This is a genomic window from Streptomyces sp. NPDC053426, assembly GCF_055585405.1.
Window position 1 is genome coordinate 109,421 of sequence record NZ_JBVJKE010000021.1, and the last position, 18,822, is coordinate 128,242.

The 18,822-nt window shown below is 70.4% G+C and carries 15 protein-coding genes and 2 tRNA genes; 6 read left to right on the plus strand and 11 right to left on the minus strand.

Features of this window, described 5'->3' with window-relative positions; all coding sequences use genetic code 11:
• Positions 1 to 134: 134 nt before the first annotated feature.
• Positions 135 to 2,759, minus strand: a complete 2,625-nt coding sequence (locus ACZ62B_RS33080) for a valine--tRNA ligase (RefSeq protein WP_344569383.1) — start codon at positions 2,757 to 2,759, stop codon at positions 135 to 137.
• Between the two features lie 138 nt (positions 2,760 to 2,897).
• Between ACZ62B_RS33080 and ACZ62B_RS33085 the strand changes: the two genes are divergently transcribed.
• Complete coding sequence (locus ACZ62B_RS33085; RefSeq protein ID WP_469693161.1) at positions 2,898 to 3,884, plus strand: hypothetical protein; 987 nt, start codon at positions 2,898 to 2,900, stop codon at positions 3,882 to 3,884.
• Positions 3,885 to 3,921: 37 nt separating this feature from the next.
• Positions 3,922 to 4,878 carry a hypothetical protein gene (locus ACZ62B_RS33090; RefSeq protein ID WP_469693163.1) on the plus strand — a complete coding sequence of 319 codons (957 nt, stop codon included), beginning with the start codon at positions 3,922 to 3,924 and terminating at the stop codon, positions 4,876 to 4,878.
• Between the two features lie 68 nt (positions 4,879 to 4,946).
• Here ACZ62B_RS33090 and clpX read toward each other — a convergent pair whose 3' ends face one another.
• The 5 genes from clpX to ACZ62B_RS33115 all read right to left on the minus strand — a co-directional run bounded on the left by clpX (position 4,947) and on the right by ACZ62B_RS33115 (position 9,969).
• On the minus strand, positions 4,947 to 6,233 hold the full coding sequence (gene clpX, locus ACZ62B_RS33095; RefSeq protein WP_073931885.1) for an ATP-dependent Clp protease ATP-binding subunit ClpX: 1,287 nt from the start codon (positions 6,231 to 6,233) through the stop codon (positions 4,947 to 4,949).
• A gap of 180 nt (positions 6,234 to 6,413) precedes the next feature.
• Positions 6,414 to 7,106: an ATP-dependent Clp protease proteolytic subunit gene (locus ACZ62B_RS33100; RefSeq protein ID WP_344563227.1), complete on the minus strand. Its 693-nt coding sequence runs from the start codon at positions 7,104 to 7,106 to the stop codon at positions 6,414 to 6,416.
• A 109-nt stretch (positions 7,107 to 7,215) separates the two neighbouring features.
• Complete coding sequence (locus tag ACZ62B_RS33105; protein ID WP_024887530.1) at positions 7,216 to 7,821, minus strand: ATP-dependent Clp protease proteolytic subunit; 606 nt, start codon at positions 7,819 to 7,821, stop codon at positions 7,216 to 7,218.
• Between the two features lie 517 nt (positions 7,822 to 8,338).
• Positions 8,339 to 9,727, minus strand: a complete 1,389-nt coding sequence (tig, locus tag ACZ62B_RS33110; protein WP_469693166.1) for a trigger factor — start codon at positions 9,725 to 9,727, stop codon at positions 8,339 to 8,341.
• A 165-nt stretch (positions 9,728 to 9,892) separates the two neighbouring features.
• Positions 9,893 to 9,969, minus strand: a tRNA-Pro gene (locus ACZ62B_RS33115).
• A gap of 164 nt (positions 9,970 to 10,133) precedes the next feature.
• Here ACZ62B_RS33115 and ACZ62B_RS33120 point away from each other — a divergent pair.
• A tRNA-Gly gene (locus ACZ62B_RS33120) sits at positions 10,134 to 10,204 on the plus strand.
• A 129-nt stretch (positions 10,205 to 10,333) separates the two neighbouring features.
• On the opposite strand, the gene ACZ62B_RS33125 is transcribed toward ACZ62B_RS33120, so the two are convergent.
• Positions 10,334 to 10,528 carry a hypothetical protein gene (locus ACZ62B_RS33125; RefSeq protein WP_030858104.1) on the minus strand — a complete coding sequence of 65 codons (195 nt, stop codon included), beginning with the start codon at positions 10,526 to 10,528 and terminating at the stop codon, positions 10,334 to 10,336.
• 636 nt (positions 10,529 to 11,164) lie between these two features.
• Here ACZ62B_RS33125 and ACZ62B_RS33130 point away from each other — a divergent pair.
• Positions 11,165 to 12,346 (plus strand): acyltransferase family protein, encoded by a 1,182-nt coding sequence (locus tag ACZ62B_RS33130; RefSeq protein ID WP_468725477.1) that lies wholly within the window; start codon positions 11,165 to 11,167, stop codon positions 12,344 to 12,346.
• A gap of 16 nt (positions 12,347 to 12,362) precedes the next feature.
• Here ACZ62B_RS33130 and ACZ62B_RS33135 read toward each other — a convergent pair whose 3' ends face one another.
• Together ACZ62B_RS33135 and ACZ62B_RS33140 are read right to left on the minus strand one after the other, a co-directional pair.
• The gene (locus ACZ62B_RS33135; RefSeq protein ID WP_344563234.1) at positions 12,363 to 12,821 is read right to left on the minus strand and encodes an HD domain-containing protein; all 459 of its coding nucleotides are present in this window, start codon (positions 12,819 to 12,821) and stop codon (positions 12,363 to 12,365) included.
• Positions 12,822 to 12,839: 18 nt separating this feature from the next.
• Positions 12,840 to 14,021: a PP2C family protein-serine/threonine phosphatase gene (locus tag ACZ62B_RS33140; protein WP_344563236.1), complete on the minus strand. Its 1,182-nt coding sequence runs from the start codon at positions 14,019 to 14,021 to the stop codon at positions 12,840 to 12,842.
• Between the two features lie 161 nt (positions 14,022 to 14,182).
• Here ACZ62B_RS33140 and ACZ62B_RS33145 point away from each other — a divergent pair, with 161 nt between their 5' ends.
• Positions 14,183 to 15,433, plus strand: coding sequence for a GNAT family N-acetyltransferase (locus ACZ62B_RS33145; protein WP_344563238.1), 1,251 nt, complete (start codon positions 14,183 to 14,185; stop codon positions 15,431 to 15,433).
• A 4-nt stretch (positions 15,434 to 15,437) separates the two neighbouring features.
• Here the strand turns inward: ACZ62B_RS33145 and ACZ62B_RS33150 are convergent, their stop codons facing one another.
• Together ACZ62B_RS33150 and ACZ62B_RS33155 are read right to left on the minus strand one after the other, a co-directional pair.
• Positions 15,438 to 16,259 carry an Fpg/Nei family DNA glycosylase gene (locus ACZ62B_RS33150; RefSeq protein ID WP_344563240.1) on the minus strand — a complete coding sequence of 274 codons (822 nt, stop codon included), beginning with the start codon at positions 16,257 to 16,259 and terminating at the stop codon, positions 15,438 to 15,440.
• A gap of 255 nt (positions 16,260 to 16,514) precedes the next feature.
• On the minus strand, positions 16,515 to 17,000 hold the full coding sequence (locus ACZ62B_RS33155; protein WP_085573283.1) for a ribose-5-phosphate isomerase: 486 nt from the start codon (positions 16,998 to 17,000) through the stop codon (positions 16,515 to 16,517).
• Between the two features lie 207 nt (positions 17,001 to 17,207).
• Between ACZ62B_RS33155 and ACZ62B_RS33160 the strand changes: the two genes are divergently transcribed.
• On the plus strand, positions 17,208 to 18,674 hold the full coding sequence (locus tag ACZ62B_RS33160; protein ID WP_468725482.1) for an amino acid permease: 1,467 nt from the start codon (positions 17,208 to 17,210) through the stop codon (positions 18,672 to 18,674).
• Positions 18,675 to 18,822: the final 148 nt, after the last annotated feature.

Here is an 18,822-nt window from a genome sequence, read left to right on the forward strand (position 1 = left end):
CGCTGCGCCCACCCGTGCCGCCCAAGCGGCACGACTGCCCGCAGCTGCGCGGGCGGGCGCCGCCCAAATCGTGCGGCTGGCCGTAGCTGCGGGGGCGGGCACCGCCCCAACCCTGCGGCTGGCCGTAGCTGCGGTTACGACGGGGGCAGGCGGTCGAGTTGGGACTGGATCCGGGTGATGTCCTCCTCCGACTTCGCAAGGCGCGTGCGGATCTTGTCGACCACGTGGTCCGGGGCCTTCGACAGGAACGCCTCGTTGCCGAGCTTCGCCGTCGCCTGGGACTTCTCCTTCTCGGCGGCCGCCAGGTCCTTGGCGAGGCGCTTCCGCTCGGCGGCGACGTCGATCACACCGGACAGGTCCAGCGCGACCTCCACGCCCGCGACCGGCAGGGTCGCCGTCGCGGTGAAGGCGTCGCCCTCCGGCTGGAGGCGCAGCAGCTGGCGGATGGCCGGCTCGTGCGGGGCCAGCGCCGTACCGTCGAGGGTCAGCCGGGCCGGGACCCGCTGGCCGGGCTGCAGGCCCTGGTCGGCGCGGAAGCGGCGGACCTCGGTGATGACGGACTGGAGCGTCCCGATCTCCCGCTCGGCGTCCGCGTCCCGGAAGCCGCTGTCGGACGGCCACTCGGCGATGACGACCGACTCGCCCCCCGTCAGCGTCGTCCACAGCGTCTCCGTGACGAACGGAACCACCGGGTGGAGGAGCTTCAGCGTGACGTCGAGGACCTCGCCGAGGACCCGCTTGCTGACCTCGGCCGGCTCCCCGCCCGCCTGGAACGTGGTCTTGGACAGCTCGACGTACCAGTCGAACACCTCGTCCCACGCGAAGTGGAACAGCGCGTCCGACAGCTTGGCGAACTGGAAGTCGTCGTAGTACGCGTCGACTTCGGCGACGACCGAGTTCAGCCGGGACAGGATCCAGCGGTCGGTCGGCGACATCGCGGAGGCGTCCGGCAGCGGGCCGTCCACCGTCGCGCCGTTCATCAGCGCGAAACGCGTCGCGTTCCAGATCTTGTTGGCGAAGTTGCGCGAACCCTGGACCCAGTCCTCGCCGATCGGGACGTCGACACCGGGGTTGGCGCCGCGCGCGAGGGTGAAGCGAAGCGCGTCGCTGCCGTACTTGTCCATCCAGTCCAGCGGGTTGACCGCGTTGCCGAAGGACTTCGACATCTTCTTGCCGAACTGGTCGCGGACCATGCCGTGCAGGGCGATGGTGTGGAACGGCGGGGTGCCGTCCATCGCGTACAGGCCGAACATCATCATCCGGGCGACCCAGAAGAAGAGGATGTCGTAGCCGGTGACCAGGACGGAGTTCGGGTAGAACTTCGCGAGCGACTCGGTCCGCTCGGGCCAGCCGAGCGTGGAGAACGGCCACAGGCCCGAGGAGAACCAGGTGTCGAGGACGTCGGTGTCCTGGTGCCAGCCCTCGCCGGTCGGGGCCTCGTCGTCCGGTCCGACGCAGACGACCTCGCCGCCGGGCCCGTACCAGACCGGGATGCGGTGGCCCCACCACAACTGCCGCGAGATGCACCAGTCGTGGAGGTTGTCGACCCAGTCGAAGTAGCGCTTCTCCATCTCCTGCGGATGGATCTTGACCTTGCCGTCGCGGACGGCGTCACCGGCCGCCTTCGCCAGCGGGCCGACCTTGACCCACCACTGCATGGACAGCCGCGGCTCGATGGTGGTCTTGCAGCGCGAGCAGTGGCCGACCGAGTGGACGTAGGGCCGCTTCTCGGCGACGATCCGGCCCTCGGCGCGCAGCGCGGCGACGATGGCGGAGCGGGCCTCCAGCCGGTCCAGGCCCTGGAAGGGGCCGTGGGCGGTGATGACCGCGTGCTCGTCCATCACGGCGATGGACGGCAGGCCGTGCCGCTGGCCGATCTCGAAGTCGTTCGGGTCGTGCGCCGGGGTGACCTTGACGGCACCCGTGCCGAACTCGGGGTCGACGTGCTCGTCGGCGACGACCGGGATGGAACGGTCGGTCAGCGGCAGCTTGACGAGCTTGCCGACGAGGTGCTTGTAGCGCTCGTCCTCGGGGTGGACGGCGACGGCCGTGTCACCGAGCATCGTCTCGGCACGGGTCGTGGCGACGACGATCGTCTCGTCCCCGTCGCCGTACTTCATGGAGACGAGCTCGCCGTCGTCGTCCTGGTACTCGACCTCGATGTCGGAGATCGCGGTCAGACAGCGCGGGCACCAGTTGATGATGCGCTCGGCGCGGTAGATCAGCTCGTCGTCGTAGAGCCGCTTGAAGATGGTCTGGACGGCCTGGGACAGGCCCTCGTCCATGGTGAAGCGCTCGCGCGACCAGGCGACGCCGTCACCGAGGCGGCGCATCTGACCGGAGATCTGCCCGCCGGACTCGCCCTTCCACTGCCAGACCCGCTCGACGAACGCCTCACGGCCGAGGTCGTGGCGGGACTTGCCCTCCTTGGCGAGCTCCCGCTCGACGACGTTCTGCGTGGCGATGCCGGCGTGGTCCATGCCGGGCTGCCACAGCGTCTCGAAGCCCTGCATGCGCTTGCGGCGCGTGAGGGCGTCGATGAGCGTGTGCTCGAACGCGTGTCCGAGGTGCAGGCTGCCGGTGACGTTCGGCGGCGGGATGACGACGGTGTACGGAGGCTTCTCGCTCTTGGCGTCCGCCTCGAAGTAACCGCGCTCCACCCAGCGCTCGTACAGCGGCCCCTCTACATCGGCCGGCGCGTACTGGGTCGGCAGTTCGGTCGTGGGCGCTGATGGCTCCTGCTGAGCGTTCTCGGTCACGGGGCTCAGTTTAGAGGCGTCACAGGCCTGTCCCGAAACACGTTTCGTTTGTAACGGTGCCACCCCCGCTGGCCTGAACGCGTCACTCCTGAGTCAGGATGTCAGCAACGCATAAGCATCTGGAGGGGGAACCCCGTAATGAGCTACAACCAGCCGGGCCCGTACGGCGGGCAGCCACAGCAGCCCGGGCCGTACGGCCAGCCGGGACCTTACGGCCAGCAGCCGCAGGCTCCGCAACCCGGCTACGGCTACCCCCAGCAGGCTCCCCCGCCCGGCCAGCCCGGATACGGCTATCCGCAGCAGCCCGGCCAGCCCGGCGTCCCGCCGCAGCAGCCGTACGGCCAGCAGCCCCCGTACGGCCAGCAGCCGCCCTACGGCCAGCAGCCCCAGTACGGCATGCCGCCCCAGCCCCCCGCCTCGGGCGGCGGCAAGAAGGCCGGGATCATCATCGGCGCGGTGGCGGTCGTCGCGGCGATCGGCGTGGGCGCGTACTTCGTGATCGGCGGGGGCGGCGGCGCGGGCGGCCTGGAGGACGACGGGGCGCACAAGCTGTCGACACCGGAGACGGTCCTCGCCGAGTACAAGCGGGTCGGCGACGGCAACCAGAGCAGCGACGCCGACACCGCGAAGGACATGGAGAAGAGCGGCGTCAAGAACGGTACGGCCGTCGTCGGACAGTGGTCGACCGCCGACTTCAGCAACTACGACCCCGAGGATCCCTCCACGATTCCCGACCAGGCCGAGCTGCTGACCGCCAAGGGCATGACGATGGTGGGCGGTTACGGCGAGATCGCCGACCCCCAGAGCGTCCTGGACAAGTTCTTCGCCAACATCCAGAAGGAGGTCAAGGAGAACTCGACCAGCGACACCGGCGGCATGCAGAACGCCGAGCTGATCGGCGACCCCGAGGAGGTCGAGATCGACGGCGCGGTCGCCAAGTGCCAGTCGACCAAGAGCACCAACGCGCTGACCAAGAAGGAGTCGACCGACTGGTTCTGCGCCTGGGCCGACTACAGCACGGTCGCCATGGTCTCGCCCGGTGACAACACCGGCACGGGCGTCGGCAAGGACACCGCGGTCGACCTCACCACCAAGCTCCGCGAGCAGATCCGCGTCAAGGCCTGACCCGCACCGCGTCAGCATCCGGAGGGGGAACCCAGAAATGAGCCACGACCAGCCGGGCCCGTACGGCGGGCAGCCGCAGCAGCCCGGGCCGTACGGCCAGCCGGGACCTTACGGCCGGCAGCCGCAGGCTCCGCAACCCGGCTACGGCTACCCCCAGCAGGCTCCCCCGCCCGGCCAGCCCGGATACGGCCAGCCGGGTTACGGCCAGCCGCCGCAGCCCGGTGTCCCGCCGCAGCAGCCGTACGGGCAGCAGCCCCCGTACGGCCAGCAGCCGCAGTACGGCATGCCGCCCCAGCCCCCGGCGCCGGGCGGCGGTGGCGGCAAGAAGGCCGGTCTGGTCATCGGCGCGGTGGCGGTCGTGGCGGCGATCGGTGTGGGCGCGTACTTCGTCCTCGGCGGGGGCGGGGGCGGCGGCGCGGACATCGCGGACGACGGACCGCACAAGCTGGAGCCGCCGGCCTCGGTCGGCGAGTACAAGAAGAGCGGCGACGGTTCGAGCGACGGCGGCCCGACGGGCGCCGAGTCCGCCTCCGACCTGGAGAAGCTCGGCATCAAGAGCGGCACGGTGGTGAAGGCGTCCTACGCCAGCGGCTCGTCCACCGAGCTGGGCAAGGCCATGGCGTTCAACGGCGCCTACGGGGAGATCGGCGACCCCGAGGGCACCATCGACAAGGGTTTCGCCACCGCCCACGAGAACTCCGAGGACACCGGCGACAACGCGGGTGAGCCGGAGACGGTCACCTGGAAGGGCAGCCCCGAGACGGTCGAGCCGAACGGTCTCGACGGTGCCGTCATGAAGTGCCAGACGGCCTCGATCTCCGAGGGCGACGACAAGCTCGAGATGCCGGTGTGCGTGTGGGCCGACCACAGCACCTACGGCGTGGTCAACGGCCTGGACCTGGCCGCCGCGGAGAAGGGCGGCGGCGGTCTCGCCACGGACGACGTCGCCTCGTTCGCCGCCGAACTGCGCTCCGCGGCACGGGTCGAGGCCTGAACCGTACGGCAACGCGAAGGGGCCCCGGGTCGACCCGGGGCCCCTTCGCGTTGCCGCCGCGGTGGCGGCTACGCCGTCTTCTGCTCGCCCGAGCCCCGGCCGCGGGCGTCGCGCGGGATCAGGGTCGGGTTGACGTTGGAGAGGACCACGTCGGCCGTGATGACCACGCGGGCGACGTCCTTGCGGGACGGGACCTCGTACATCACGCCCTGGAGGACCTCCTCCATGATGGCGCGCAGGCCGCGGGCGCCGGTCTGGCGGAGGATGGCCTGGTCGGCGATGGCCTCCAGCGCCTCGCGCTCGAAGTCCAGCTCCACGCCGTCGAGTTCGAAGAGGCGCTGGTACTGCTTCACCAGCGCGTTGCGCGGCTCGACGAGGATCTGGAGCAGCGCCTCGCGGTCGAGGTTGTGGACCGAGGTGATGACCGGGAGCCGGCCGATGAACTCGGGGATCATGCCGAACTTGACCAGGTCCTCCGGCATGACCTCCTCGAACTGGTCCTTGGACTCCCGCTCCTGCTTGGAGATGATCGTCGCGCCGAAGCCGATGCCCTTGGCTCCCGCCCGGCCCTCGATGATCTTCTCCAGTCCGGCGAAGGCGCCGCCCACGATGAACAGCACGTTCGTCGTGTCGATCTGGATGAACTCCTGGTGCGGGTGCTTGCGGCCGCCCTGCGGCGGGACGGAGGCCGTGGTGCCCTCCAGGATCTTCAGCAGGGCCTGCTGTACGCCCTCGCCCGACACGTCGCGCGTGATCGAGGGGTTCTCACTCTTGCGGGCGACTTTGTCGATCTCGTCGATGTAGATGATCCCGGTCTCGGCCTTCTTGACGTCGTAGTCGGCCGCCTGGATCAGCTTCAGCAGGATGTTCTCGACGTCCTCGCCGACGTATCCCGCCTCCGTGAGCGCCGTGGCGTCGGCGATCGCGAACGGGACGTTCAGCATGCGGGCGAGGGTCTGGGCCAGCAGGGTCTTCCCGGAGCCCGTGGGGCCCAGCAGGAGGATGTTGGACTTCGCCAGCTCGATGGCGTCCTCGCGGCCCTGCGCGCCGCCGTTCTCGCCGGCCTGGACGCGCTTGTAGTGGTTGTACACGGCAACGGAGAGGGCCTTCTTGGCCGCCTCCTGCCCCACCACGTACCCCTCGAGGAACTCGTAGATCTCGCGGGGCTTGGGCAGCTCCTCCCAGCGGACCTCACTGGTCTCGGCGAGCTCTTCCTCGATGATCTCGTTGCAGAGGTCGATGCACTCGTCGCAGATGTACACACCGGGCCCTGCGATGAGCTTCTTGACCTGCTTCTGGCTCTTGCCGCAGAACGAGCACTTGAGCAGATCGCCGCCGTCACCGATGCGTGCCACGGTGTGCTTCCCCTTCGCCTGGGAGACGCGGACGCGGGCGTCCGGCGGCTCCTGGTGCTGCCTTATGTCCGACGGTACCTTGCCTGGCCCCCCGTTCGGGCCCCCCTTGGCACGGTTCACTTTGACGTGGACCGTGCCAAACCGTGCCAAGGGGCGGCAGACGTCACTCCCCGCCCCGCGTCAGCGCAGGCTGGTGTTGTCCATCTTCCGGGTGGTGATGATCTGGTCGATCAGGCCGTACTCCAGCGCGTCCTCGGCCGTGAGGATCTTGTCGCGCTCGATGTCCTCGCGGATCTTGTCGAGCGGCCGGGTGGAGTGCTTGGCCAGCATCTCCTCCAGCTGCGTCCGCATCCGCAGGATCTCGTTGGCGGCGATCTCCAGGTCGGAGACCTGACCGCGGCCGGTCTCGCTGTACGGCTGGTGGATCAGCACGCGCGCGTTCGGCAGCGCCATGCGCTTGCCGGGCGTGCCGGCGGCCAGCAGGACGGCGGCGGCGGAGGCCGCCTGGCCCATGCAGACCGTCTGGATGTCCGGCTTCACGTACTGCATCGTGTCGTAGATCGCCGTGAGCGCGGTGAAGGAGCCGCCGGGGCTGTTGATGTAGACCGAGATGTCCCGGTCGGGGTCCATCGACTCCAGGCACAGGAGCTGCGCCATGACGTCGTTGGCGGAGGCGTCGTCGATCTGCACGCCGAGGAAGATCACCCGCTCCTCGAAGAGCTTCGCGTACGGGTCGTACTCGCGGATGCCCTGGGAGGTGCGCTCGACGAAGCGCGGGATGACGTAGCGGGACTCGGCCGAGGGGCCGGTGTACCGGCCCTCGGAGGCGGCGGGCGTGCGGTCGTACAGGCCGCTGCCGGGGAAGCTGTTCACGGTGTCTCCTGAAAGGGGCTGAGGCGGTCGGCTGGGGCTGCTGGGGCTGTTCCACCGGGCCGGGGCCCGGCGGGGCGTTCACGGGGCCACGAGGGCTCCGCGAGGCCTCTCAGGCCCCGGTGCCGCCGCCGCCCGGCATGCCGGCGGCCGTGGCGATCACGTCGTCGATGAGGCCGTACTCCTTGGCCTCGAAGGCGTCGAACCAGCGGTCACGGTCGGAGTCGCGGGTGATCTGCTCGACCGTCTGGCCGGTGTGCTGGGACGTCAGCTCGGCCATGCGCTTCTTGGTGTGCAGCAGCCGCTCGGCGTGGATCTTGATGTCCGAGGCCGAGCCGGCGAGACCGGCGGACGGCTGGTGGATCAGGATCTCGGCGTTCGGCAGCGCGAAACGCTTGCCGGGGGTGCCGGCGCTCAGCAGGAACTGGCCCATGGAGGCCGCCAGGCCCATGGCGATCGTCACCACGTCGTTCTTGATGTACTGCATGGTGTCGTAGATCGCCATGCCGGCCGTGATGGAGCCGCCGGGGCTGTTGATGTACAGGTAGATGTCCTTGTCCGGGTCGGAGGCAAGGAGCAGCAGCTGTGCGGTGATCTTGTTGGCAATGTCGTCGTCGACCGGCTGGCCGAGGAAGATGATCCGCTCGCCGAGCAGCCGGTTGTAGACCTGGTCGCCGAGGCCACCACCGATGGAGGGCTCGCCGGCGGCGGAGGGCATCAGATTCGTCACGTATCCACCTGCTCGTCTTACGACGGCGCCGGGCCGTCTCACGTGTCCCTACGGGGTCGGAGCCGTATTCGGTGACTCGCGTCCCCTGGTATTCAAGGACCCTAACGCGGGGACTCCGCCAGGGAATCCCGGTAACGGGGGTGTTCGCCGGGGGCGTAGAGGGGTGTACTTCGCGGTGTGCTCCGCGGGGAGCGCCGGTGCCTTCTCGCCGTGGGGCTTCTGCGCGCCGGGCGGCTGCGGGCCGTCCGTGGTTGATCGCGCCCACGCGGCGGAGCCGCACATCGATACAGCCCCGCGCCCCTGGGCGGGCTGCCCCGACGGGCAGACAGCAGGGTCCCGGAGTAACGCGTACCCCGCTACCCGACAGCAGAGCCCCGGAGTGATACGCACCCCGGTGACCGACAGCAGGGCCCTGAGTGGCGCGTGCCCCGACGGGCGGACAGCAGGGCCCCGGGGTGCCGTGCACCCCGGGGCCCTGGTGATCGTGTCAGAGGTGACGCGAGGGTCAGCCCTCGGTCTTCTCCTCGGCGGGGGCCTCGGTGGCCTCGGCCTCGGTCGACTCGGAGGCCTCGGTCTCCTCCTCCTCGTCCTCGAGGTCGACGATCTCGCCGTTGGTGTCCTTGACCGTGGCCTTCTCGACCACGGAGGCCAGGGCCTTGCCGCGGGCGACCTCGCCGACGAGGAGCGGGACCTGGCCCTGCTCGACGACGGCCTGGGCGAACTGGTCGGGGGACATGCCGGAGGAGGCCGCGCGCCGCATGAGGTGCTCGGTGAGCTCCTCCTGGTTGACGTTGAGCTTCTCCTGCTTGACGAGCTCGTCGAGCACGAACTGGGTCTTGATGCCCTTGACCGCGGCCTCGCGGGTCTCGGTCTCGAACTCCTCCTCGGTCTTGCCCTGGATCTCCAGGTACTTCGCGAGGTCGAGGCCCATCTGGCCGAGCTGGTGGTGCTCGAGGTTGTGCTTGCGGGTGTTGATCTCGTCCTCGAGCAGCTTCTCGGGGACCGGGACCTCGACCAGCTCGAGCAGCTTCTCCAGGACGCGCTCCTGGGCCTGCGTGGCCTGGTCGTACTGCTTCATGTTCTCCAGGCGCTTGCGGCTGTCCGCCTTCAGCTCCTCGAGGGTGTCGAACTCGGACGCGAGCTGGGCGAACTCGTCGTCCAGCTCCGGCAGCTCACGGGCGGCGACCTGGGACACCTTGACGGTGACCTCGGACTCCTTGCCGGCCGCCGAGCCGCCCTTGAGCTCGGAGGTGAAGGTGGCCTCGCCACCGGCCTGAAGGCCCTTCACGGCGTCGTCGATGCCGTCCAGCAGCTCGCCGGAGCCGATCGTGTACGACACGCCGCTCGCGACGCCGTCCTCGAGGACCTCGCCGTCGACCTTGGCCTCCAGGTCGATGGTGACGACGTCGCCGTCCTCGGCGGCGCGCTCCACCGGGGAGGTGGAGGCGAAGCGCTCGCGGAGCTGCTCGACCGACTTCTCGACGTCCTCGTCGGTGACCTCGACGGCGTCGACCTCGACCTCGATGCCGGAGTAGTCCGGGATCTCGATGGTCGGGCGGATGTCGACCTCGGCGGTGAAGTTCAGCGTCTCGCCGTCCTTCAGCTCGGTGATGTCGACCTCGGGCTGGCCCAGCGGGCTCAGCTCGGCCTCGTTGACCGCGTCGGTGTAGAACTTCGGGAGGGCGTCGTTGACGGCCTCCTCCAGCACCGCACCGCGGCCGAAGCGCTGGTCGATGACCCGGGCCGGGACCTTGCCCTTGCGGAAGCCCTTCACCGTGACCTGCTGGTTGATCTTCTTGTACGCCGCGTCGAGGCTGTCCTTGAGCTCCTCGAAGGGCACCTCGACAGTGAGCCGAACCCGGGTCGGGTTCAGGGTCTCCACGGCGCTCTTCACGGTTCGGTCTCCTTGTGGCTGACTTCTCGGGTTCTGCCGGGACCAGAGGGGTCCGGCCGATTCGCCGCCCGGAGGACTTCAGAGACACACAGGGCGTGCAGCTTGCATAGTAACGGCAGCGGCTACGGCACCCAAAAGGCGATCACCGGTGCATGAGCAGGTGGCTGGTCGGGGTGGCGGGATTTGAACCCACGGCCTTCCGCTCCCAAAGCGGACGCGCTACCAAGCTGCGCCACACCCCGTCTGGTGCGACACGTAGGGTACATGCACCCGGGCGGAACGGCCGCCGCGTTTCACGGGCGCGGCGCCGCGCCCGGGCGGTCCGGAAACGGGGTGTGCGGCGAGGGCGTACGACCCGCTACGATGCCTGTCAGTGCCGCGGTCACCGACGCGCGGCGCGCTCCGTGCGGGCGTAGCTCAATGGTAGAGCCCTAGTCTTCCAAACTAGCTACGCGGGTTCGATTCCCGTCGCCCGCTCTGTACGGCTCAGGGCCAGGTCAGAGGATCATTCCTCCGCCTGGCCCTGATCGCTTCCCGGGGTCCCGACCAGTCGGTCGCGCCGGCGGTCGCGCTGTTCGCGGTGTCGGACGGTTGAAGCGGGCGGGGTCAGAAGCTGATCGAGTTGATCATCTCGGCTATCGAGTCCAGGAACCGCTGGATGTCGTCGGCCATGCCGGTGGAGGCGAGGAAGAAGCCGAAGAGGACGGCGACGATCGCCGGGCCGGCCTTGAGGGAGCCGCCTCTCATCAGCACTACCAGGATGATCGCCAACAGCAGCACCACGGACAGTGAAATGGCCACAACTGATCACACCCTCGGTCGGTTCCGCTTCCCCGGCCCGGGCGACGCGACCCCGCGCACCCCGCCAGAACCATCGTGCCACCAACACGGCCGCCCTATGCGGCGGCTGACGCATCATCCGTCCCGGTGCGGGCGGCCCCACCCGCGCGCGGCCGCCCGCGCGGGCCAACGGCGCCGTTTCGTACGGCAATTCGAAGGAACACCCGCACAGGGAATTCAACCGGATCGTTTCCGTCTCCACACAACGCGTTCGCAGCTAATTCGAATTGTCGCCGCAGGGACTCCGACAAGCCTTGAGTCGATACGGGATAGACATACCCAAGCTGGACATATCACCGGAGCGACTCGCCGTTCTTATGCGTGGGTTGGTCCGGAATAATCACGACAAGGACGGTCCGAGCGCCGACCAAGTCCCCTATATCCACAGTGTGTTGGTGATGTGTCGGCCATCACGCCGATCATGCCGATCGCTTTCCCCGATTCGGGGCACCCGAGCCGAATACCGGGAACGACGTCGGACGTTTTACGAAATGCCGAAGGCGACGCTAGGGTGCCTCAGATGTTCCACGCTGCCTCGTCCCCCGCAAGCGCAGCGAGCTCACCGATCGACTCCCCGAGTCCCCGCCGGGAGGGTCAGTGACGAACTCGCAGCGACCGTACGGCAACCGCAGAACGCCGCTCCCCCCGGCACAGTCACCGGCACCCGGAGTGCCGAGCCCGCGTACGAAGGACCCGCGCCCGAAGAGCCCGCACGGCAAACAGCGCGACGCGTTCTTCGACAACGCCAAGTACCTGGCGATCGTGCTGGTGGCGGTCGGCCACGCCTGGGAGCCCCTCAAGGGCGACAGCCGGGTCCTGGAGGCGGCGTACACGGTCGTGTACACGTTCCACATGCCGGCCTTCATCATCGTCTCCGGCTTCTTCTCGCGCAGTTTCGACATGCGGCCCGACCGGCTGCGCCGGCTGATCACCGGTGTCGCCGTGCCGTACATCGTGTTCGAGACCGCCTATCCCCTGTTCCGGCGGGTCGTCGACCACGCCCCGGAGCAGGAGATCAGCCTGCTCGACCCCTGGTACCTGACCTGGTTCCTGGTCGCGCTGTTCGTGTGGCGGCTGACCACGCCGATCTGGAACGCGGTGCGGCACCCGCTGCCGCTGGCCCTCGGCATCGCCATGCTGGCCGGCGTCACCCCCGGGATCGGCGACGACCTCGACCTGCAGCGCGTGCTGCAGTTCCTGCCGTACTTCGTGCTCGGTCTGTGCATGCGGCCGGAGCACTTCCGCATGGTGCGCCGCCGGTCGGTGCGGATCGCGGCGGTGCCGGTGTTCGCGGCGGCGCTGCTCTTCGGCTGGTGGGCGGTGCCGCGGATGAACACCGCCTGGTTCTACCACCGTGACGCCGCGCAGGAGCTGGGCGCGCCGTGGTGGGCCGGCCCGGTCATGGTGCTCGCGATGTTCGGCTGCTCGCTGCTGCTGACCGCCTGCTTCTTCGCCTGGGTGCCGGGCCGCCACCTGTGGTTCACGGCGCTCGGCGCGGGCACGCTGTACGGCTATCTGCTGCACGGCTTCGTGGTGAAGGCCGGCGACTACCAGGGCTGGTTCGAGCACTCCGCGCTGCACCGGCCGCTCGGCGAGATCGCCGTGAGCGTCCTGGCGGCGGCCATGGTGACCCTGCTGTGCACCGCCCCCGTACGGCGGATGTTCCGGTTCGTGATGGAGCCGAGGATGGAGTGGGCGTTCAAGCGGGACGCCGCCGAGCCGGTCCGCGAACGCGAGCGGCGGGAGGAGAAGGAGACCCGCGAGAAGGTCTCCGCCTAGGGGTCCCCCTCCCCCTTCACGAGCCCACGAGACCGAGGAGTGCGCGCATCCGCGTGTACTTCTCGGTCAGTCGTGCGCGGGTCGGTCCGTCCAGTACGGCGAGGCGGGCCGGGTCGGCGTTGTGCGCCAGGTCCGCCTCCTTCACCAGCAGCGCGCCGGGGGTGGCGAGGATCCGGGCCGCGTACGCCTCGGGCGGCTCCCCGGAGCGTTTGGTGACCGCGAGGACGATGTCCTTGGTCCGCCGGGTCAGCGCCGCCTCCTCCAGCCACCGCTCCGTGAGCCTGTCGTCCTCGACGGCGTCGTGCAGCCAGGCCGCCGCGATCTGCTCCTCGTCGCCGCCGCGTGCCCGTACCCCCTCGGCGACGGCCCGGAGGTGTTCGGCGTAGGGCCGGCCCGCCTTGTCCCTCTGGCCGGCGTGCGCGGCGCGGGCGGTGGCCTCGATCTCGGCCAGGGGCAGCGGTGTCGTCTCGGTCACCCGCCCAGTGTGCACGGATCAGCGGGCCGCCGCGGCGGCCGTCGGGCCCTCGCGGCAGATCAGCAGCAGCGCCCGGTCGTCGTTGACGTCCTTGGCGACCGCCTCGATGAGGTGCCAGGCGGCGCCGTGGAAGCCGCCCGCGACATAGCGGTCGGCCTCGCCGGTGAGGCGGTCGATGCCCTCGACGATGTCCCGGTCGGAGGTCTCCACCAGGCCGTCCGTGAACAGCATCAGCACGTCCCCGGGGCGCAGCGAGCCCTTCACCGAGTCGAACTGGGCGCCGTCGTACACGCCCAGCAGCGGGCCGTCGGCCGCCTTCTCCTCCCAGCGTCCGCTGCCCGCGCTGAGCTGGAGGCCCGGCGGGTGCCCGGCGGAGTAGAGCTCGTAGTCGCCGGAGTCCAGGTCGAGCACCAGGTGGATGGAGGTGGCGAAGCCCTCGTCCCAGTCCTGGCGCAGCAGGTAGCCGTTGGCGGCGGGGAGGAAGGCGTGCGGCGGGAGGCTGCCGAGGAGACCGCCGAAGGCGCCGGAGAGCAGCAGGGCGCGCGAGGCGGCGTCCATGCCCTTGCCGGAGACGTCGGTGAGCACGACCTCCAGGGTGCGCCCGCCGTTGGTGCGGGCCGCGACCACGAAGTCGCCCGAGAAGGACTGTCCGCCCGCCGGGCGCAGGGCCATCTCCCGGTGCCAGCCGTCGGGGAGCTTCGGCAGCTTGCTCTGCACCCGGATGCGTTCGCGCAGGTCGAACAGCATGGTGCCGCCGCGCCGCCAGGGCACGCCGACCCGGCTGCGGAACTGGGCGACGAGCAGCCCGAAGAAGCCGCAGGCGGCGACGACGAGGACCACGCCCGGGGTGACCCGGGCCGCGCCCTCGGTGTAGGGGCCGAGTTGCACCGACTCCACGATCAGCGCGGTCGCCGCGGCAGCGTACAGGCCGAGCAGGCTCGCCGGGCGCAGCAGCAGGCCGCCGGCGACGATCGGTATGACCAGTGCGGCCGGCGCGCACCACACCGAGTTGGCGAGTGTCCCGGCCGCGATCAGCGGGACGGTGAGGAACAGTCCGGCGAGCGCGATCCAGTCGGAGCCGTCCCCGCGGAAGTAGTCGACGGCGCTCCGGCGCATGCCGACGCGGGCCCGGTGCCACTGCTTCTTCAACCGGGCCGTGAACGTGTCGGCCTCCGCGCGCCGCTCTCGTCCTGCTGCCATTAGTTCGGGACCCTATCCATCGGACCGGCCACTTGGCACGGGAGGTCCTGGTTGTCCCCTTGTCGGGGCCGACTTCACAGTCAACTTCACCGGACGCCGTCGTGGGGCCGCGCGGGAGAAATTGCCTCGCTCGTCCGGTACGGCCCTGGTAGGGATGGCTCATGACGACCGAGAAAACGGGCCCCACAACCGGACTTCGCGTGCTACAGCCGGACGATTGGGACAAGTGGTACGCGAACCTGATCCGCGCGTTCGGCGGCGGCGAGGAGGCGGACGAGGAACGCGAACTGTGGAACTCGCTCACCGAGCACGACCGTTCTCTGGGGTTCTGGGACGGCGGCGAGTGCGTGGGGACGGCGGGCGCGTTCTCGTTCCGGCTGACCGTGCCCGGCGGTGACTCCGTGCCGGCCGCGGGCATCACGGGCGTCAGCGTGGCCGCCACGCACCGGCGGCGCGGCGTGCTGCGGACGATGATGCGGCGCCAGTTGGACGACGTCCGGTCCTGGGGCGAGCCGCTGGCGGTGCTCACGGCGTCGGAGCCGGCGATCTACGGCCGGTTCGGGTACGAGGCCGCCACCTTCCAGGTCAACGCCGAGATCGACACGAGCCGTACGAGTCTGTCGGTCCCGCCTGGTACGGATGACGTACGGGTGCGGTACGCGGCCCCCGCCGACGTGCTCGACGCGTGCGAGGCGGTGTACGCCCGGCTCGTGCCGGGCCGGCCGGGGATGCTCGCGCGGCAGCCCGGCTGGGAGCGGCTGGGGACGCTGGACCCGGCGGGCAGCCGGGGCGGGGCGTCGCCGCTGCAGTGCGTCGTCGCCGAACGGGACGGCGAGACCGTCGGGTACGCGCGGTTCCGGGTGAAGGGGGAGTACGGTCCGGCGGGACACGAGGGCTCGGTGATCCTGAGCACCCTGGACGCGCTGGATCCGGCGGCCGACGCGGCGCTGTGGCGGTTCCTGTTCGGCATCGACCTGACGTCGACGCTGGTGGCGCGCGGCCGGCCGGTCGACGAGGCGTGGCAGTACATGGTGTCCGACATCCGCCGCTGCCGGCCGGAGATACGGGACTCGCTGTACGTACGGCTGGTCGACGTCGGCGCGGCCCTCCAGGCGCGGACGTACCGGGCGCCGGTGGACGTCGTGTTCGAGGTGGAGGACGCCTTCTGCCCCTGGAACGCGGGGCGTTGGCGGCTGAGCGGGGACGCCAAGGGCGCGTCCTGCGAGCGTACGGAGGAACCGGCCGATCTCGCCCTGTCGGTACGGGAGTTGGGTGCGGCGTATCTGGGCGGGGTGAGCCTCACGGCGCTCGCGGCGGCCGGCCGGGTGACCGAGCTGCGGCGGGGCGCGCTGGCGGAGGCGTCCCTGGCGTTCGGGAGCGACCCGGCGCCGTGGCTGCCGCACGGGTTCTGACGGCTCAGCGGCGCTGGCAGTCCGGGCACCAGAACAGGTTGCGGGCGGCGAGATCGGCGGTGCGGATCTCGCCGCCACAGATGTGGCAGGGCAGGTGGGCCCTGCGGTAGACGTACACCTCGCCGCCGTGGTCGTCGACGCGCGGCGGGCGCCCCATCGCCTCCGGGGTGTGTTCGGGGCGGACGGTGTCGATGCGGTTGAGGCGGACGCCCTCGCGCATCAGCGCGACCAGGTCGGCCCAGATCGCGTCCCACTCGGCCGCGGTGATGTCCCGGCCCGCGCGGTACGGGTCGATCCGGTGCCGGAAGAGGACCTCGGCGCGGTAGACGTTGCCCACGCCCGCGATGACCTTCTGGTCCATGAGGAGGGCGGCGATCGTCGTACGGCTGCGGCCGATCCTGCGGTAGGCGAGGGCCGGGTCGGCGTCCGGGCGCAGCGGGTCGGGACCGAGCCGGTCGTGGACCGCCTGCTTCTCGGGGTCCGTGATCAGGGCGCAGGTGGTGGGGCCGCGCAGGTCGACGTAGGACGTGGCGTCGGCGAGGCGGAGCCGGACGGTGTCCGTGGGCGGCGGTGCCGGGGCCGGACCGAAGGTGACCTTGCCGAAGAGGCCGAGGTGGATGTGGACCCACTCGGCGGGCTCGGCGTCACCGAAGCCGAGGAACAGGTGCTTTCCGTGGGCGTCGGTGGTGTGCAGCGGCGTGCGGTCGAGGAGGGCGGCGGCGTCGGCGAACTTGCCCTGGGGGCTGGTGACGCGGAGGGGGGTGCCGGCGGCGAAGGCGGCGGCGTAGTCCTCGGCCAGCCGGTGGATGGTGTGGCCTTCCGGCACGGGGATGTCCTTCCAAGCTCGTTCCCACCGCCCGGCCCGCACCGGGCGCCCGGCCCGCTCCGGGAGCCCCGGCCCGCTCAGGGAGCCCCGGCTCGTACCGGGTGACCCGGCCCGTTCCGGGGTTCCGCCCCGGACCCCCGCGGGGACCTCGTCTCCCGCGTCCCGCCGGTGTCTCGGCGCGTCGCCTCGGCGGTGCGCGCCGCGGGGAGGGTGCCCTCCCCCGAGGTCCGTGCGCCGGGGGAGGGTCTGGCGGCGTTACTGCTGCGGGTGGTGCGGGGGGATGGGCGGGAGGTCGCCGGTGGTCTCGTAGGCGGCGAGCATGTCGATCCGGCGGATGTGGCGCTCGTCACCGGAGAACGGGGTGCTCAGGAAGGTCTCGACGAACTTCGTCGCCTCGTCCTGGGTGTGCATGCGCGCGCCCACCGCGATCACGTTGGCGTTGTTGTGCTGGCGGCCCAGTGCCGCCGTCTCCTCGCTCCACGCCAGGGCCGCCCGTACGCCCGCGACCTTGTTCGCGGCGATCTGCTCGCCGTTGCCGGAGCCGCCGATCACGATGCCGAGGGCGCCCTCGTCCGCGGCGGTCCGCTCGGCGGCGCGGAGGCAGAAGGGCGGGTAGTCGTCCTGGGCGTCGTAGATGTGCGGGCCGCAGTCGACGGGCTCGTGGCCCGCCGCCTCGAGCCACTCGACGAGGTGGTTCTTGAGTTCGTAGCCCGCATGGTCCGAGCCGAGATACACGCGCATGGTCCGAGTGTGACACGGGGGTTCCCGGGAAAGCGCGTCGGGTGCCCCGCGTAAAAAGTGTGAGCAAATCCATAGAAGATCAGGAAAAGCCGAAGTAACGATACGGAATCAAAGGTTTCTGAATCCTTTCGCCTCCGTTTCACTGGTCCGGCTCGTACCCCGCCCGTACGGGGACTGCTCCACCGGCGCAAAGGAAGACCACCCCCCATGACTTCGCAGCCGACCCTCACCAAGCCCGAGAACGATCCCCGAAGGCCCGGCGATCCCGGGACATCGGGAGATTCCGGACTCCAGGCCGGACTCAAGAACCGCCATCTGTCGATGATCGCCATCGGCGGTGTGATCGGCGCGGGCCTCTTCGTCGGCTCCAGCTCCGGCATCGCGACCGCCGGCCCCGGCATCCTCCTGTCGTACGCCCTCGTCGGCACGCTCGTGGTGCTGGTGATGCGGATGCTCGGCGAGATGTCCGCGGCCAACCCGACCTCCGGGTCCTTCTCCGCGCACGCCGACCGGGCGCTCGGCCCCTGGGCCGGGTTCACCATCGGCTGGCTCTACTGGTTCTTCTGGGTCGTCGTCCTCGCGGTCGAGGCGACCGCCGGTGCCGCGATCCTCGAAGGATGGATACCGGCCGTTCCGCAGTGGGGCTGGGCGCTCATCGTGATGGTGGTGCTGACCGCCACCAACCTGGTCTCCGTCGGCTCCTACGGCGAGTTCGAGTTCTGGTTCGCCGGGATCAAGGTCGTCGCCATCGGCGCGTTCATCGTCATCGGCGGGCTGGCCGTCTTCGGGCTGCTGCCCGGCGTCGACAGCGACCAGGCGGGCCTGGCCAACCTCACCGAGCACGGCGGCTTCCTGCCGAACGGCGCCGGCGCGATCCTCACCGGCATCCTGCTCGTCGTCTTCTCCTTCATGGGCAGCGAGATCGCCACGCTGGCCGCCGGCGAGTCGGAGGACCCGCAGCGCGCCGTCACCAAGGCGACCAACAGCATCATCTGGCGGATCGGCGTCTTCTACCTCGGCTCGATCCTCGTCGTGGTCTGCCTGCTGCCGTGGGACAGCGAGTCCATCACCGAGGACGGCTCGTACGTCGCCGCCCTGGACTCCCTCGGCATCGCGCACGCCGGTCAGATCATGAACTTCATCGTGCTGACGTCCGTGCTGTCCTGCCTCAACTCCGGGCTCTACACGGCCTCCCGGATGGCCTTCTCGCTCGGCCGGCGCGGGGACGCGCCGAAGGCGTTCGCCCGGACCACGGGCCGCGGCGTGCCGCGCACGGCGATCCTCGTGTCCGTGGTGTTCGGCTTCGTCGCCGTCTTCTTCAACTACAAGTTCCCCGACTCCGTCTTCCTCTTCCTCGTCAACTCCTCCGGCGCGGTCGCGCTGTTCGTGTGGCTGGTGATCTGCTTCTCGCAGCTGCGCATGCGGAAGATCATCCAGGCGGAGGCGCCGGAGAAGCTGGTCGTGCGGATGTGGCTGTACCCGTATCTGACGTGGGCCAGCGCCGCGCTGATCGTGTTCGTGCTCGGCTACATGCTGACCGACACCGAGCACGACGGGCGTACGACGATGCTGCTGTCGCTGCTGGTCGCCGCGATCGTGCTCGTCATCGCCGTCGTCAAGCAGCGGGTGGCCGGGCGCCGCGCGGCGGCCCGGGACGAGATCCCGGCCGGCTGAGGCACTCGCACGTCTCGCACACACGGGAAGAGGCCCGGGGGGGGGGGGGGGGGGGGGGGGGGGGGGGGGGGGGGGGGGGGGGGGGGGGGGGGGAGGGGGGGGGGGGGGGGGGGGGGGGGGGGGGGGGGGGGGGGGGGGGGGGGGGGAG

What these genes read in the sequence shown, in the direction of transcription:
- ACZ62B_RS33085 (WP_469693161.1), top strand. Translation starts at nt 2,898, where the DNA reads ATGAGCTACAACCAGCCGGGCCCGTACGGCGGGCAGCCACAGCAGCCC.
- ACZ62B_RS33090 (WP_469693163.1), top strand. Translation starts at nt 3,922, where the DNA reads ATGAGCCACGACCAGCCGGGCCCGTACGGCGGGCAGCCGCAGCAGCCC.
- ACZ62B_RS33105 (WP_024887530.1), bottom strand. Translation starts at nt 7,821, where the DNA reads ATGCCCTCCGCCGCCGGCGAGCCCTCCATCGGTGGTGGCCTCGGCGAC.
- ACZ62B_RS33140 (WP_344563236.1), bottom strand. Translation starts at nt 14,021, where the DNA reads ATGGCAGCAGGACGAGAGCGGCGCGCGGAGGCCGACACGTTCACGGCC.
- ACZ62B_RS33145 (WP_344563238.1), top strand. Translation starts at nt 14,183, where the DNA reads ATGACGACCGAGAAAACGGGCCCCACAACCGGACTTCGCGTGCTACAG.
- ACZ62B_RS33155 (WP_085573283.1), bottom strand. Translation starts at nt 17,000, where the DNA reads ATGCGCGTGTATCTCGGCTCGGACCATGCGGGCTACGAACTCAAGAAC.
- ACZ62B_RS33160 (WP_468725482.1), top strand. Translation starts at nt 17,208, where the DNA reads ATGACTTCGCAGCCGACCCTCACCAAGCCCGAGAACGATCCCCGAAGG.